13 protein-coding genes and 1 pseudogene are annotated in these 14,986 nt (G+C 61.4%); 7 read left to right on the forward strand and 7 right to left on the reverse strand.

What is annotated here, in order from left to right:
- Window positions 1-1,063 (reverse strand): Glu/Leu/Phe/Val dehydrogenase dimerization domain-containing protein (locus tag ABIN98_RS17125; RefSeq protein WP_346911797.1); only part of this gene is annotated, 1,063 nt, incomplete at its 3' end.
- A gap of 237 nt (window positions 1,064-1,300) precedes the next feature.
- Between ABIN98_RS17125 and ABIN98_RS17130 the strand changes: the two are divergent.
- Window positions 1,301-2,737 (forward strand): annotated as a pseudogene (locus ABIN98_RS17130) (DUF1007 family protein); the annotation flags it as partial.
- Window positions 2,738-2,768: 31 nt separating this feature from the next.
- Entirely contained in the window at window positions 2,769-3,125 is a 357-nt protein-coding gene (locus ABIN98_RS17135; protein WP_346911798.1) for a hypothetical protein, read from the forward strand.
- Here ABIN98_RS17135 and ABIN98_RS17140 read toward each other — a convergent pair.
- The 6 genes from ABIN98_RS17140 to ABIN98_RS17165 form a co-directional block, all read right to left on the reverse strand.
- On the reverse strand, window positions 3,122-3,505 hold the full coding sequence (locus tag ABIN98_RS17140; protein WP_346911799.1) for a nitrile hydratase accessory protein: 384 nt from the start codon (window positions 3,503-3,505) through the stop codon (window positions 3,122-3,124). The genes ABIN98_RS17135 and ABIN98_RS17140 overlap by 4 nt on opposite strands.
- The gene (gene nthB, locus ABIN98_RS17145; RefSeq protein WP_346911800.1) at window positions 3,492-4,151 is read right to left on the reverse strand and encodes a nitrile hydratase subunit beta; all 660 of its coding nucleotides are present in this window, start codon (window positions 4,149-4,151) and stop codon (window positions 3,492-3,494) included. Before nthB ends, ABIN98_RS17140 begins: the two co-directional genes overlap by 14 nt.
- Window positions 4,148-4,792: a nitrile hydratase subunit alpha gene (gene nthA, locus ABIN98_RS17150; RefSeq protein WP_346911801.1), complete on the reverse strand. Its 645-nt coding sequence runs from the start codon at window positions 4,790-4,792 to the stop codon at window positions 4,148-4,150. Before nthA ends, nthB begins: the two co-directional genes overlap by 4 nt.
- 29 nt (window positions 4,793-4,821) lie before the next feature.
- Entirely contained in the window at window positions 4,822-5,583 is a 762-nt protein-coding gene (locus tag ABIN98_RS17155) for a gamma-glutamyl-gamma-aminobutyrate hydrolase family protein (protein WP_346911802.1), read from the reverse strand.
- A 112-nt stretch (window positions 5,584-5,695) separates the two neighbouring features.
- Window positions 5,696-6,349 carry a response regulator transcription factor gene (locus ABIN98_RS17160; protein WP_346911803.1) on the reverse strand — a complete coding sequence of 218 codons (654 nt, stop codon included), beginning with the start codon at window positions 6,347-6,349 and terminating at the stop codon, window positions 5,696-5,698.
- A gap of 1 nt (window position 6,350) precedes the next feature.
- Complete coding sequence (locus tag ABIN98_RS17165) at window positions 6,351-7,712, reverse strand: cache domain-containing protein (protein ID WP_346911804.1); 1,362 nt, start codon at window positions 7,710-7,712, stop codon at window positions 6,351-6,353.
- Between the two features lie 193 nt (window positions 7,713-7,905).
- On the opposite strand from ABIN98_RS17165, the gene ABIN98_RS17170 reads away from it, so the two are divergent.
- From ABIN98_RS17170 to ABIN98_RS17190, 5 genes are all read left to right on the forward strand, one after another.
- Window positions 7,906-9,006, forward strand: a complete 1,101-nt coding sequence (locus tag ABIN98_RS17170) for a TRAP transporter substrate-binding protein (protein WP_346911805.1) — start codon at window positions 7,906-7,908, stop codon at window positions 9,004-9,006.
- 83 nt (window positions 9,007-9,089) lie between these two features.
- Window positions 9,090-10,127: a TRAP transporter small permease subunit gene (locus ABIN98_RS17175; RefSeq protein ID WP_346911806.1), complete on the forward strand. Its 1,038-nt coding sequence runs from the start codon at window positions 9,090-9,092 to the stop codon at window positions 10,125-10,127.
- A gap of 19 nt (window positions 10,128-10,146) precedes the next feature.
- A complete protein-coding gene (locus ABIN98_RS17180; protein ID WP_346911807.1) occupies window positions 10,147-12,810 on the forward strand; it encodes a TRAP transporter large permease subunit in 2,664 nt (887 codons plus the stop codon).
- 96 nt (window positions 12,811-12,906) lie between these two features.
- Window positions 12,907-13,416 (forward strand): TRAP transporter small permease subunit, encoded by a 510-nt coding sequence (locus ABIN98_RS17185; protein WP_346911808.1) that lies wholly within the window; start codon window positions 12,907-12,909, stop codon window positions 13,414-13,416.
- The gene (locus tag ABIN98_RS17190; protein WP_346911809.1) at window positions 13,413-14,981 is read left to right on the forward strand and encodes a TRAP transporter large permease subunit; all 1,569 of its coding nucleotides are present in this window, start codon (window positions 13,413-13,415) and stop codon (window positions 14,979-14,981) included. The genes ABIN98_RS17185 and ABIN98_RS17190 overlap by 4 nt, the downstream gene beginning before the upstream one ends.
- The last annotated feature ends 5 nt before the right edge of the window (window positions 14,982-14,986 follow it).

The following is a 14,986-nucleotide window of genomic DNA, read 5'->3' on the forward strand; positions in this document are numbered from 1 at the left end:
GACGCTCCTCGGCGATCCGGTCGGCGATCTGCTCCGGCGTCCTGTCTTCGGCCTTGGCGCGTTCGAAGATTTCCGTCAGCGTGTCGCCGATGGCCAGGGTCTTCAGGCGGACCGTTTCATCGCTGCCACCCGGCGTGGCAAGGGCAATGGAAATGACACCGCCGGCGTTGATCGCGTAGTCGGGCGCATAGAGAATTCCGCGCGCCTTGAGCGCTTCACCGTCCGCGGGGGTCTGCAGCTGGTTGTTCGCGGCACCCGCGACGACCTTCGCCTGGATTTGCGGGATCGTTCCCGCGTTCAGGCCGGCGCCGAGGGCGCAAGGAGCAAAGACATCCGCCTCGACCCGATGGGCTTCTGCCGGGTCAACTGCCCGGGCGTCGAAGGTTTCGATGGCCTTCAGGACGGAGGGGGCGTGAATGTCCGACACGATCAGCTTTGCGCCTGCTTCATGGAGGCGGGCGGCCACATCGAACCCCACGTGTCCGAGGCCCTGGACGGAGACGGTTCGACCGGTGAGATCGTCTGACCCGAAGACATGGCGGGCGGCGGCCCGGATACCGGTGAAGACGCCGAGTGCGGTATAGGGCGAGGGATCGCCGAGGCCGGTGGCCTCGGTCCCGCGCACATGAGCGGTCTTGCGGGAAATGTGGTCCATGTCTTCCGGTGACACGCCGACATCTTCGGCAGTGATATAGGTTCCCGCCAGTCGGTCCACGTGGCGACCGAAGGCTTCCATCAGCGTAGGCGTCTTGTCCCTGCGCGGGTCGGCGATAATCACCGCCTTGCCGCCGCCGAGATCCAGGCCGGCCAGGGCGTTCTTGTAGGTCATGCCCCGGGACAGCCGGAGCGCGTCGGTCAGCGCTTCGGCTGGGGTGGCGTAGGGCCAGACCCGGCAGCCGCCGAGGCTCGGGCCGAGGGCGGTGCTGTGAATAGCGATGATGGCGGAGAGGCCGGTTTCCCGGTCGCGAACGAAAACCACGTCTTCATGGTCGCGGAATTCGGGATGATCGAAAACGGCGGTAAATGCACCGGCTTCCTTGATGGACTGGGGCAGGGCGTTCATGATTTCACTCTTCAGAAAGTGTGTTTCTGAAATAAAGATACCGCTCATACCGGAATAAGGTGTTTATTCTTGCTTATTTGGCGGCTCGAGTGACTGAAATATTCCGCTTGGTTCGGGGCTTTGAGGAAATAAATTTTCGGTAATTATGGCGCTGCATCATTGGAGCGGCCTTGATCCCGCCGCGATCCCGTTTGCACAGGAAGGATAGCCCAACCTCATCTTGTCCGTGCAGGTCCGATGCCTTTTCACACCGCTCTTCTGGCGCGTTACCTCCATGCCGGTCTGGCACTTGCCTGCCTGCTCCTCACCTCGATTGCGGCGCTTGCCCATCCGCATGTTTTCATCGAGGCCCGTTCAAAGCTCGTGTTCGACGACAAAGGCAATGCGGTTGCGGTGGACAACGTGTTCCGCTTCGACGATGCCTACACCGTTTTCGCGATCCAGGGCTTCGACGCCAATGGGGACGGTCACTTCAGTCGCGAGGAACTCGCCGAACTCGCCAAGGTGAATATCGAGGGCATTGCCGAATACGGCTACTTTACATTCGGCGACAACACACGTGTGGAGCTGGATTTCAATCCGCCGACGGACTACTGGCTTGAGGTCAAGACGGTGGGTCTCAAGGACTACTGGGTGATGAAGCCGGAGGACTTCGAGGCTATCGAGGAAGACCGCCGGCGGAACGGTTCGGACATTCCGGACACCGTCGATCTCCTGGAGCTGCATTTCCGTCTGCAGCTGAAAGAGCCGTCCGACGCCACGAAGCCGATCACGCTGGACATCTATGATCCGACCTATTACGTCGATTTCCGTTTCGCCAAGGGAGACGATGCACTGGGGGTCGAGAACGCGCCGGGCCAGTGCCGCATCGAGCGCAAGGAACCGCCGCCCCTGGATGATGCGACGGCTTACGCGCTGGCGCAGGTTGGAGCCGACCAGCGGGAATTGCCGCCGGAGCTGCAGTCCGCGGCCGCGACCCAGGTCAACCAGATGATCGTGACCTGCGCCGCGTCCAGTGACGGCGTTGCTGCGGCAACCGCGGAAACAGAGCCGGGTGCCGCCCGAAACGCCCAGGAGGCGATCACCCAGGCGCTCAACACGCCAAAGCCGCAAGCCGCTCCGGTTGCGGTGGCACAGCCCGGTCTGGTGAGTCAATGGTTCGCCACCATCGCGCGGCTGCAGGGCGAGTTCTACCAGAAGCTGGTCAGTGCGCTCCGGATGTTCCGGACCAATCCGAACGCCGCGTGGCTCCTGATCGGGATATCCTTCGCCTACGGGATCTTTCATGCCGCAGGGCCGGGCCACGGCAAGGCGATCATTTCCTCCTATGTGGTCGCCAACAACGAGACGCTGAGGAAAGGCATCGTGCTGTCGTTTGTCTCGGCGTTCGCGCAGGCGGTAACGGCGATCGTGCTGGTCGGGGTGGCGGCCGTCATCTTCAACCTGACATCGATCGCGATCCAGGATACGGCCCGCTGGTTCGAGATCGGCTCCTATGTGCTCATCACCGTTCTTGGTGGCTGGTTGTTGTGGCAAAAGGCGCTGCAGCCGATCCTGGCCGGCTTCGCGCCGACGGCCGGTGATGGCCATGCGCATGCTCACGCCCATGGCCATGGCGGCCACGATCATCATCATGATCACGGGCATCACCATCACCATCACGAAATCGGTGCGGACGGGGTCTGCTCGACCTGCGGACATGCCCATGCGCCGACGCCGGACATGGTGCAGGGCAAGATCACGCTGGGCGCGCGCCGCATCGATCGTGCTCGCCGTTGGCCTGCGTCCGTGTACGGGCGCGCTGATCGTTCTGGTCTTTGCCCTGTCCCAGGGGCTGATCGTCGCCGGTATCGCGTCGACACTGGTCATGGCGCTCGGCACCGGGATTACGGTTTCCGTGCTCGCGGGTCTGGCGGTCGGCGCCAAAGGCGTCGCCGTGCGCCTGTCCGGCGACGGCAGTAGGCTGGCCCATGTGGTGCACCGGAGCATCGAGATCGGCGGCGCGCTGCTGGTGTTCTTCCTCGGGGTGACGTTGCTGATCGCGACGCTCGGCTGGGGCTAGGTCTGATCTTTGTCTGCGCCGAGGACGATCGGCTGGCCGTGGGGCGTCGCCTTTGCGGCCCGATCCCAGGCCTCCGTCAGGTCGGCGAGCGTCTCGGCTGAGGTGGCGCCTTTTTCGGCGAGCAGTTTTTCAAAGGCTGCGAGCCAGTGCCGGTAGTAGTTCGCGCCCGTATCTTCGGGGCTGGCGCCTGCCGCGCGGATTTCCGCTCCCAGCGCCTGTGTCCATTCCGGCCAGGTGAACAGGCCGGCGTCATGGGCGGACACGGTCATGGCGAAGACGCGTGCTTCCCACGGTTCGCGGAACACGGGCGTTTCGCCGTCATTCGGCAGGCCCGGAATTACGCGTGCCAGCTCCGGTGCATCGATCTCAGGCCGGGTCAAGATAGGGCTCCCAAAGGTCGACCCGCACCGTGAGTTTCGGATCCGCATCCGCGCCCCAGAGATCTGCTGCTCTGAAGGCGACACCGTAAAGCCAGTGGGGTTGTTCTCCCAGTCCGTGGGCGTTGGTATCAGGGAACACATGGACACCGTGAACGGCCTCGATCACGCCGGGACGGCCGCGGACATAGCGGGGAAGGCGGGTGTGGCTTTCCGGGTGCATGTTCCTGGCAACCACATGATCGCCAACCGCGAATGTCGCGGGCGCGGAGGCAGGTCGGTCGACCGGCCCGCCCTTGGCAAGGGTCGTCTCGACATCGTCCGCCATGAGCTTGCGCTTGACCGGAGCAGGGGGCGTAAGGGCGTGTCCGGCGGCGATTTCGTCTGCCGTGACGAGACCGCGCTCGGCGAGCAGCTTTTCCAGGCCTGCCAGCCAGATCTGGTAGTAGCTTGAAGACAGATATTGCGCCGGGGCTAAGGTCTCGCGTGCATGACGGGAGGCATCCAGCGTCCAGCTTCCGGTCGCGCCCATCGCCAGTGTCGCGGCGAAGGCCCGCCGCTCCCAGTCGCCATGAAACAGGGGTTCGTTGTCTTCCTGGACGACCGGGCCGAAGCCCATCATGCCGCCAAGGTCCTGGGCGCCGTTCATGATGACACTGCCTCGCATAGTTGTTCCGGTGTCAGCGCCAGACCGGTTCCGATCATGCTGTCCCGGGTGACGAGCTTCGCCAGGTCTTCCGCATTCCAGCCTTCGGTGCCTTCCGGGCGGCGGGGAATGACGAGGTAGCGGACTTCCGCCGTGGAATCCCAGACCCGGATGTCTGTCGTCTCCGGCAACTCGATGCCGAAGTCCTTCAGGACACCACGCGGATCGCGGACGGCCTTTGAGCGGTAAGGAGCGGACTTGTACCAGACCGGCGGCAGGCCGAGGACCGGCCACGGATAGCAGGAGCACAGGGTGCAGACGACCATGTTGTGGGTATCGGTGGTATTTTCGACCGCGACCATGTGTTCCCCCTGCCGGCCGATATAGCCGAGGTGGTGAATGGCGGCGGACGCGTCCTTCATCAGCCAGTCGTGGTACTCCGGATCGGTCCAGGCGGTGGCCACCACATGGGCGCCGTTGCGGGGTCCGACCTTGGTCTCATAGATGTCGATCAGCTTGTCCATCGCCGCCGGATCGACATAGCCTTTTTCCGTCAGGACCGTTTCCAGAGCCCGGACGCGCAGTTCCGTTTCCGAGAGTTCGGAATGGTCATGATGATGATCGTGATCGTGGGAATGGGACATGACCGGTCGAACCTCACTCAGGCAATGTGTCAATCCAGGCCGAGACGGCGGGCCCGGTGTTCTCTTGCGGCGTCGCCGAAAGCCTTGAACAGCTTTTGCGAAGGGCCGTCGCTGGAAACCCAGTATTCGGGATGCCACTGGGTCGCGACCACGTAGCCCGGAGCGTCTCTGAGGGCGACCGACTCGATGGTGCCGTCTGCGGCCCGCGCCACCACGGTCAGCTTCTCGCCGAGCGTTCCCAGAGCCTGCCGGTGAAGCGAATTGACGTCAATCGGTTCTTCTCCAACGATTTCGGCCAGCCGGCTGTCGGGGTCGATTTCGATCGGATGGGCGATCTTGAATCGAGTGTCCTGGTGATCCGATGGCGGTGCCCGGTGATCGGCGCGGCCTGCCATCTCCTGGACCTCTGTCAGGAGCGTTCCGCCAAGGGCGACATTGAGTTCCTGCATGCCGCGGCAGATGGCAAAGACCGGCACGCCGCGTTCCACCGCGCGCCTGAGCAAGGGCAGGGTGGTGGCGTCGCGTTCCGGGTCGTAGGGGCCGTTGGCCTCCGTGGCATCGCCGCCGTAAATCTGCGGGTTGACGTTGGACCGCGATCCGGTCGCGAGCACGCCGTCGACCTGGTCGAGGATGCCGTCGATGTCGATCTCGGCACCGAGTGACGGCAGGACGACCGGCAGGGCATCCGAACCGCGGACGACGGCATGCAGATAGGTGGAGGGTGCTGCGTGCCAGTTATAACCGTCGACGGGCTTCACATCCGCCGTGACAAGAATGAGGGGTTTGGTCATGTGAGGTATCCGAGTGGAAAGCCTGCGATTTGTAGTTGTCGTTTTTGTTCGGTGTTCGTTGGATATCAGATCCCGGCGACCGCCGCGCTTCAAATCTGACACAAGCCGGGTCTTAGTCCAGTAGTCCCAGTTCCTGGGCCACCTTGTAAAGCTGGGCCGCGTTCTTGGTGCCGACTTTTTCGCGCAGGTTCAAGCGATGAGATTCGACCGTGCGCACGCTGATGCCGAGGTTCTTGGCGACTTCCTTGTTTGGCTGCCCCTTGGCGATGGCCGTCAGGACCTGGCGCTCGCGCTCTGTTAGCCCGTAAGGATCCTCCACGAGCGCTGCCTGGGGCTCGCTCATGAGGTTCTGGCCGATGGCGGAGGAGAAATAGTAGCCGCCGTTGGCGACGCTGGTGATTGCGGTGATCATTTCCGCCGCGGATATGTCCTTCAGGATATAACCGCGCGCGCCGGCCTGGACCATGCCGCGCACGTACTCCGGATTGTCATAGATCGACAGGACAAGGACGCTGGTTCCGGGAAAGCGCCGGCGCACCTCGTTCGCCGCCTCGAGGCCGTTCATGATGGGCATGGAAATATCCATGAGCACGACATCGGGTTTGAGCGCGGCCACCAGGTCCAGAGCTTCCCGGCCGTTGGTCGCTTCGCCGACGATTTCGATGGCACCGGTTCTTTCCAGCCGCGCGCGAATGCCGTCCCGGACCAGTTCGTGGTCGTCGGCAAGCAGGACCTTGATCGTTCGGGCCGTGGTTTCGATTGTCATTTCAGGCCGCCTTGCTTACGTTTTGTTCGAGCGGCATGCTGACGCGCAGGCGCGTGCCACCATCCGCCCGGCGTGACAGCCGGAGCGTGCCGCCATAGGTTTCGATCCGTTCCCGCATGTTGCGGATCCCCAGTCCGCCGTTTTGCGGCAGCGGGTGAGGGATGCCGATGCCGTCGTCCTCCACGATCAGAGCCAATGTGTGCGGTCCCACCTTCAGATCGATCTTCACGTTCCGCGCTTCCGAGTGGCGTGCGACGTTGGTCATGCATTCCTGAACAACCCGGTACAAGGCGGTCTTTGCCCCGTCGGACAGCCGTTGGTGGCACCTTTCGGCGTCGACGGAAACCGAAATCCCGGATTGCGTCTGGAATTCATTGCCGAGACTGACAAGGGCGGTCGCAAGGCCCATGTCGTCCAGAAGGCTCGGCCTCAAATCGCGGGATATCCGGCGGACCTCGGAAATCGCGCCGTCCAGGGTCTTCAGGCACTTGGCCGCGTAGTCGCGCAGCGCCGTCGCGCCGCCGGCTTCGCTCTGGATCATTTCTATGCCGTAGCGCACGGAGACCAGCAACTGGGAAATGCTGTCATGCAATTCCGTGGACACCCGTTTGCGTTCCTGTTCCTGGACATCGAAAATCCGGTTCGTGAGTTCCTTCAGCCTGGAGTTGGCGAAGCGTTCCTCGGAAAACCGCACGCCGGCGATCAGCGTGCCGGCGATGACGATGGCGATCAGGGTGATCGCGAAGATCACGATGACGGTCTGTCGGATGCTTTCCGCGAAGTCGGCCCGGATGGCCGCCACTTCATGGGCGATGTCGTCCGTGTAAAGTCCGGTGCCCAGCATCCAGCCCCAGTCCTTGAGCAGGATGGCATAGCCGAGCTTTTCCTCGACCTGTCCGGTGCTCGGCTTGTTCCAGACATACTGATGGAAACCGCCGCCGGCCTTTGCTGCCTCGATGAGGTTGCGGATCACGTAGTCCCCTTCGGGGTCCTGAAGGTCCCACCATTTTCCGCCCACCAGATGTTTCAGGCGGGGATGGACGAGATTGGTGCCGTCGAGCTTGTAGACGAAGAAATATCCGTCTTCTCCGAACGTCATGTTGTGGATGATCTGCTTGACTTCCTCCTGGGCCGCGGCGCGGCCGCCAGGCTCTTCCTTGTAGATCCGTTCGATGGAGGTCAGCGCGAGAGAGATGTAGTTGCGGATTTCCTGCCGTTTGGTTTCCAGGATCCGCTCTTCGACCGCGCGTGTTTCCACGTCGATCAGCTGGCGCGCCTGATAATAGGTGGCGCTTCCGATGAGGATCGATACGGCGACGAGGGGAAGGAGGGTAATCAGGAGCAATTTGGTTTTAAACGTCACTCCCATGTATCTCCCGGGTTGTGTCGGCCCTCTGTGCTGGGGTGCGACTCTTGTTTGTTTTTCAGTACTACTACTGAGTTCTTCCGCAGAACCACGAATAGCGCGATGCTCTTTTCTTCACCTAGACATACTCGCAGATCGGTGCAAGTGTAGGCGCCGGTTGGATTCATGTCCGATTTGGGAGGATAATTTAATGGATCGTCGTTCGTTTATCAAAAAGGCCGGTCTCGGTGCTGGTGGTGTGGTTGCTGCATCCACTCTCGCTGCTCCGGCCATCGCTCAGTCGACCAAGGAAATGGTTATCGTGTCGACCTGGCCGCGGGATTTCCCGGGTCTGGGTATCCCGGCACAGCGCCTGGCCGCACGTATCACCGAACTGACCGAAGGCCGTATCACCACGCAGTATTTCGCCGCCGGCGAGCGCGTGGGCGCATTCGACTCCTTCGACGAAGTCACATCCGGTAACGCTCAGGCTTATATCGGCGCCGACTACTACTGGAAGGGCAAGCATCCGGGCTGGGCAGCGTTCACCGCTATTCCGTTCGGTCTGACCTACACCGAAATGGACGCCTGGATTAAGTACGGCGGTGGTCAGGAGCTGTGGGACGAACTCGCCGGCGAATTCGGCCTGAAGAACCTTGCCATGGGTAACACCGGCGTTCAGATGGGCGGCTGGTTCAACAAGGAAATCAACTCTGCTGACGACCTCAAGGGTCTGAAGATGCGTATTCCGGGTCTTGGCGGCGACGTCATGGCAAAGCTCGGCGCATCTCCGGTTTCCCTGCCGGGCGGCCAGATCTATGAAAACCTTGTTTCCGGTGCCGTTGACGCAACCGAGTGGGTTGGTCCGTTCAACGACTACTTCATGAAGTTCTACGAAGCTGCCAAGTATTACTACTGGCCGGGCATGCACGAGCCGGGCTCGCAGCTCGCGATCGGCATGAACAAGGCTTTCTGGGAAGGCCTGTCCAAGACCGACCAGGAAATCATCAAGGCAGCCTGCGCGGAAGAAAACGCCGCCACCATGGCCGAAACCAACGCCAACAACGGTGCTTACCTCGAGAAGCTGATCAACGAGCACGGCGTTCAGCTGCGCGAGTTCTCCGACGAAGTCTATGACGCCTTCGGTGAAGCCTCCGAGGAAGTTCTTCAGGAAGCCATGGACAACGATCCGCTTTCCAAGAAGATCTTCGAAAGCGTTATCGCAGCGCGTAAGGACATTGGTAGCTGGATGGCTATTTCCGACGTCGCTTACAGCCAGAAGCGCAACCGCTTTCTGGGTATTCCGTCCTAAGGCGGTCTGACCGAAGCTAAGGGGGCGGGAAATTTCCCGTCCCTATTTCGTTACAATCAAAAAAGAATGAAGGCATCGCCACGATGACGGCCTTGGACAGCGTTCAAGACGACGTGTCTGCCAAGCAATCCGGACGGGGAAGCTCCAGCACAAGCCATAATGCCATTCGCATCTTCGGCTGGGCAATCCTTGCGATTATGGCAGCGTTCCTTGTGAACAATTACCTGAACTACTGGCAGGACTTGCCGGGCGTTGCCCCGATCTACGGGGGAGCCGCGAACGGTTCAATGCCGATTGTCTGGTCCTGGTTGCAGCTTGGCGTCTATGTCCTTCTTCTGGTGCTGGCCGCTGGCTATGTCTTGCGTAGCAGCGAAAAGACGCTCCGCGAGGACAGCAAGCGCATCAGCGACATCAACACCTATCTGATCCGCGCCATGTTCTGGGCCGTTCTCCTTGTCGGGCTGGCCGACATGGCGATTTCCTTCCTTCGGGTGGAAGGCTTTCTGGAAGGTGTTGTCGGCAAGGATCTGGCCACCGACCTCGGCCGGTCACATTGGCGCGGCGCCGTCGTCCATATGCCTTTGATCGCCGTGTCGTTCGTTCTGGCAGCCTTTACCCGCACGCTCGGCTTCCACTGGCTGGCGCTGTTCGTGGTCGTCGCCGAACTGCTGATCGTTATCGGCCGCTTCATCTTCTCCTACGAGCAGGCCTTCATGGCCGACCTGGTGCGCTTCTGGTATGCCGCGCTGTTCCTGTTTGCCAGTGCCTATACGCTTCTGGAAGAAGGCCATGTCCGCGTCGATGTGTTCTACGCGAATTTTGCGCCGCGAACGAAAGGCTGGGTCAATGCCATCGGTTCGATCCTGTTCGGCGTTTCGTTGTGCTGGGTCATTCTGATTGTCGGCATGGGCGGCAAGTCGAGTATCATCAACAGCCCGATGCTGTCCTATGAAATCACGCAGTCCGGTTTCGGTCTTTACGTCAAATATCTGATGGCGGGCTTCCTGGGTATCTTCGCCGTTTCGATGATGATCCAGTTCGTCAGCTATTTCTTTGACGCTGTCGCGGATATCCGCGGAGAACCCGGCGGTCACGACCATTCCTCTCATGCCGTCCAGTAGCTGAGCCGAGACACAATCCATGGAACTCTTCTTTCTCGTTCTTCTTGTCGTGGTGATGGCTGTGGCTCTCGGCTCCGGTTTTCCGGTGGCCTTCGCGTTGCCCGGTGCCGCCATCGTCACCATAGGTATCGCGTCCATTGTCGGCTATCTGGTTGCCGGCAACGTGGATGCCTTCTTCGCCCAGGGCGGACCCAGCCAATGGCTGAGCGCCGGAACCACAAACCTTCGAGGGGTCTATTGGGAGGCCCAACGAGACACGCTGATCGCCATTCCGCTGTTCGTGTTCATGGGTATCATGCTGCAGCGGTCCAAGATCGCTGAAGATCTGCTCGTGACCATGGCGAAGCTGTTCGGTCCGGTCCCCGGCGGTCTGGGTATTTCGGTCGTTTTCGTGGGCGCCCTTCTGGCTGCCACCACGGGTATCGTCGGCGCCACGGTCGTGGCGATGGGCCTGATTTCCCTGCCTGCCATGATGCGCAACAAGTATTCGGTGCCGCTGGCGACCGGTACGATCGCCGCATCCGGTACGCTTGGACAGATCATCCCGCCTTCGATCGTTCTGATCATTCTCGCCGACCAGCTGGCAAGCGCGGTGGACCAGGCCGGTACGCTGCGCCAGAACCTCTACAAGGCAGCGACCGGCGAAATCTCCATGCCGTCGGACTTTTCGGTCGTTTCGACCAGTGCCGGCGAAATGTTCCTCGGCGCCTTTATTCCGGGTCTGGTTCTTGTCGGTCTCTACATGCTGTTCATTCTCGGCTTCGCCTTCCTGAAGCCGAGCGCCGCGCCTGCGGTGCATGAGCCCGGAACCTTCAATCGCGCGTTTCTCGGCAAGGTGCTGATGACGCTCGTACCGCCGCTGGCCCTGATCTTCCTGGTGCTGGGTTCGATCATTGCCGGCGTTGCAACCGTGAACCAGGCCGGTGCGATCGGTGCCGTCGGTGCCATGGTCATGGCCGGCTACCGGCTGCGCGAAGGCAAGCGGGGGCAATACCGGCCCGCGGTCCTGGCCGTGCTGGCCATTCTGGCGATCGCCATTGCACTCAGCTTCCACACCATCAACATCAAGCGCATTGAAACGAGCGACGATGTCGTGGCGATCATCGTCGCCTTGATTGCCGTTTCCCTGTTGCTGATCGCGCTTTTGTGGAGCGGCTGGAGAACGCTGAAATTCGAAGACACCCTGCGCGGGGTGATGCTGGAAACCGCCAAGACTTCGGCGCTGGTGTTCATCATCCTGATGGGCGCGGCCATGTTGACGGCCGCGTTCCGCGGGTTCGGCGGCGAAGAACTGGTGAAGGAATTCCTGCTTGGATTGCCGGGCGGCTTCTGGGCCCAGTTCATCGTGGTGATGCTGGTGATCTTCATCCTCGGCTTCTTCCTCGACTTCATCGAAATTTCGGTGGTCGTCGTGCCGATCGTCGCTCCGATCCTGCTGGCCGACCCGGGTGCAAACGTGACCGCGGTCTGGCTCGGCGTGATGATCGGTCTGAACATCCAGACGTCGTTCCTGACACCGCCTTTCGGCTTCGCCCTGTTCTATCTGCGTGGCGTGGCACCGGCCGCGGTCAAGACGATCGACATGTACAAGGGCGTCATCGCCTTCATTGCCCTGCAGCTTCTGGCCCTGGGGATCGTCGGGCAGTACCCGTCGCTAGTCAACTACCTGCCGAATCGCGTGTCCCTGCTCTCGGAAACGGCGCCTCCGCCGAAGAACCCGAAGCTGCAGTACTGCATGGAAACCATCGTGCATGACATGTACCAGACGGACGGCAACGGCATCATGAGTGCCATCCAGTCCGTGTCCAACGTCGACATGAGCTATCTGCCGAAAGATCTGCAGAAGAAGCTGAAGACGGGGTATGAGGATGCGGAAAAGGCCATGCCGTTGATGGAGGACATCTTCGTCGCGGAAAAGGCTGTGGAAGTGGCTGCCGTCGACTACCGGCCGGTTCATGACGAAGTCCGTGCGCTGGAACGCGATGCACGCCGCATCGAGGCGCACATCGAGGAACTGGAAGTGATCGTTTCCCGCGCCGGGCCGAACGGGGTCTATTCGGAAGAACGCGGCCAGAAGGCACAGGCGGAGATCGACAAGCTCACGAGTGAGCGTGATGCCCTGATGGCCCGGATCCCGGATGGCTGGGAAGAAACCCACAAGGCCTTTGCGGCGGTCCAGAGTGCGGAAAACAAGGCACGCCTGACCTACCGCAGGACGGTGGATGGTGCCTACGAGCCGATTGCCGAAGTCCGCACAATCCTCGGCGGTGCCGAAAAGCTTGCGGGTCTGGAGACGGAAATCGCTTCGTTGAAGGACGATATCCGCAATCTCGAGCCGGAGGCAGCCGTCTCGCGTATCGAAGAGGTCCGCTCCATGGTCAGCGATGTCGATGGAACCAGCGACATCCGCAAGGGTCTGACCGATGCGCGCAAGATCATGCGCAGCAAGTCGCCGGACAAGGACGAGGCGATCGCAGAGGTCGACAAGTCCCTGGCCGCTCTCGCGGAGGACCTCACGTGGCGCAGGAAGGGCGAGACTGAGTTGCTGCCGGCGCTCAACACCTACAATGAGGCGATCAAGCTGAATATCGGACTGCGTTCTCAGCCCCGGTTGCCCAAGGACATGGCCCTTGATGTGGCGGCATGCATGTCGCCCCACCGGGATATTTCGCTGAACTTCTGATTTTTAGTGAAAGTGGACTATGATGCGGGGGAAGAGGTCACTCTTCCCCCGCTTTTCGTTGGGCATCATCACGCATCGGTATGGCTGCATTCCTGCATGGCCCGTTATCTCGACTGGATCGATCGTCTCAACCGCGCGGCCGGCCGGCTCGCCGGCTGGTTTATCCTGGCCATGGTTCTGATCCAGGTGCTGGTCGTGCTGCTGCGTTATGTCTTCAACATCGGCTATCTGTGGATGCAGGAAAGCGTTCTCTACCTGCATGTGGGTCTCGCCCTTTTTGCCGCCGGTTTTACCCTGCTCAACAACGTCCATGTGCGAGTCGATGTTTTCTATCAGACCGCGGCACCGCGCTTGAAGGCGCTGATCGACGTCATCGGGTCACTGGTGTTTCTCTTGCCGCTCTGTGTGGTGATCTTCTGGAAAAGCCTGCCGTTCGTCGCGGCCTCCTGGTCCGTGCTCGAAGGTTCCGCGCAGCCGTCTGGACTGCCGGCGGTGTTTCTGCTGAAGACATCGATCCTGTGTTTCGCTCTCCTGCTCGGCCTCCAGGGACTTGCCTTCGCGATCCGGGCGTTCGACGCGCTGGTGACAGGTGAAACCCGCCAATGAGTTTTCTCGCCGGCCATCTCGATCTGTTGCTGCTCGTTTCGGTCTGTCTTCTTTTGATGGCCGGTTTCCCGGTGGCTTTTTCGCTCGGCGGGGCCGGGTTGCTCTTTGCCTTCTTCGGTTCGCTCGCAGGGATCACGCCCACGCTCGGCGCCATACCGCTGAGGATCTACGGCATTGTGACCAATGAGGTGCTGATCGCGGTGCCGCTGTTCATTTTCATGGGCTTCGTGCTGGAACGTTCGAAGGTTGCGGAGGACCTGCTGTTGGCGATGGGCTGGCTGTTGCGCGGGCTTCCCGGCGGTCTCAGCCTGTCGGTCACCCTTGTGGGCGCCTTGCTTGCAGCCTCTACCGGCATCGTCGGCGCGACCGTGGTCACCATGGGCCTGCTGGCTCTGCCGACGCTCCTGAAGAACGGCTACCGGCCGAGCCTCGCCTGCGGCTCCATTGCGGCAGCCGGAACGCTCGGCCAGATCATCCCACCGTCGATCGTGCTCGTCTTTCTGGCCGACCAGCTTTCAAACGCCTATCAGTCGGCCCAGCGGGACATGGGGTATTTCGCGCCGGAACCGTTTTCCGTTGCCGATCTGTTTGCTGCATCCGTTCTGCCCGGGTTGGTGCTTGTCGGTATCTACATGCTGTACCAGCTGCTCGCGGCAAGCCGGCAGAAAAACCGGGACGTCGTGTCATTACAGACGCCGGCCCCGGGATCCGGCCGGGCCGCCTTGCTCTTCAGCCTTTGCCCGCCGCTTTTCCTGATCGTGTGCGTGCTCGGATCCATCCTCGCAGGCATTGCCACCCCGACGGAGGCCGCAGCCCTTGGTGCCGCCGGCGCGGTGGTGATTGCCGGTGCGCGGGTTTCGAAATCCAGGCTACTCCCGCTCGGGCTTCCCGTCCTGTCGGTGCTTGTGCTCGCCGGTGTTCTTGCTTCTGGTATCCGCAACGCGGAAGGCCTTTCGGGAACGGTTGTGGTCGTCCTGGCGATTGCCGCAAGTTTGGGGCTGTTTGCCGGGCTGCTGGCGAATTTCAGAACTCTGCAGATGCAGGGTCTCCTGAGCGGGATCGTTCAAAAGGCGGTCGAGATGATCGCGATGATGTTTGCCATCATGATCGGCGCGAGCATCTTTTCGCTGGTGTTCCGAGATCTCGGCGGCGACGAGACAGTGACGTCGCTTCTGTCGTCCCTGCCCGGAGGAACGCTCGGTGCCATGCTCGCCGTCATGGCCGTGATGTTCGTGCTCGGCTTCTTTCTGGATTTCCTGGAAATCGTCTTCGTCGTCGTGCCGCTGGTGGCCCCGGTGCTCCTGCAGATGCCGATGGCGGATGGCTCGCTCATGTCGCCGGCGTGGCTCGGGGTGATGATGGCGGTCAATCTGCAGACGTCCTTTCTGACGCCGCCGTTCGGGTTTGCCCTGTTCTATCTGCGCGGCACCGTCCCGGCATCCGTGCGGACAATGGATATCTATCGCGGGGTCATTCCGTTCGTCGCCATCCAGCTTCTGGTTCTGGTGTTGATCTACTGGATGCCGGCCCTGGCAACCTGGCTGCCGGGGCGGCTCTACCCATAGGGTGC

This window comes from uncultured Roseibium sp., from assembly GCF_963675095.2.
Taxonomy (GTDB): domain Bacteria; phylum Pseudomonadota; class Alphaproteobacteria; order Rhizobiales; family Stappiaceae; genus Roseibium.

Bases quoted from the DNA above. Each gene is read 5' to 3' on its own strand.
- ABIN98_RS17135 (WP_346911798.1), top strand. From the start codon at position 2,769: ATGCGCCGACGCCGGACATGGTGCAGGGCAAGATCACGCTGGGCGCGC.
- nthB (WP_346911800.1), bottom strand. From the start codon at position 4,151: ATGAACGGCGCCCAGGACCTTGGCGGCATGATGGGCTTCGGCCCGGTC.
- nthA (WP_346911801.1), bottom strand. From the start codon at position 4,792: ATGTCCCATTCCCACGATCACGATCATCATCATGACCATTCCGAACTC.
- ABIN98_RS17155 (WP_346911802.1), bottom strand. From the start codon at position 5,583: ATGACCAAACCCCTCATTCTTGTCACGGCGGATGTGAAGCCCGTCGAC.
- ABIN98_RS17160 (WP_346911803.1), bottom strand. From the start codon at position 6,349: ATGACAATCGAAACCACGGCCCGAACGATCAAGGTCCTGCTTGCCGAC.
- ABIN98_RS17170 (WP_346911805.1), top strand. From the start codon at position 7,906: ATGGATCGTCGTTCGTTTATCAAAAAGGCCGGTCTCGGTGCTGGTGGT.
- ABIN98_RS17175 (WP_346911806.1), top strand. From the start codon at position 9,090: ATGACGGCCTTGGACAGCGTTCAAGACGACGTGTCTGCCAAGCAATCC.
- ABIN98_RS17180 (WP_346911807.1), top strand. From the start codon at position 10,147: ATGGAACTCTTCTTTCTCGTTCTTCTTGTCGTGGTGATGGCTGTGGCT.
- ABIN98_RS17185 (WP_346911808.1), top strand. From the start codon at position 12,907: ATGGCCCGTTATCTCGACTGGATCGATCGTCTCAACCGCGCGGCCGGC.
- ABIN98_RS17190 (WP_346911809.1), top strand. From the start codon at position 13,413: ATGAGTTTTCTCGCCGGCCATCTCGATCTGTTGCTGCTCGTTTCGGTC.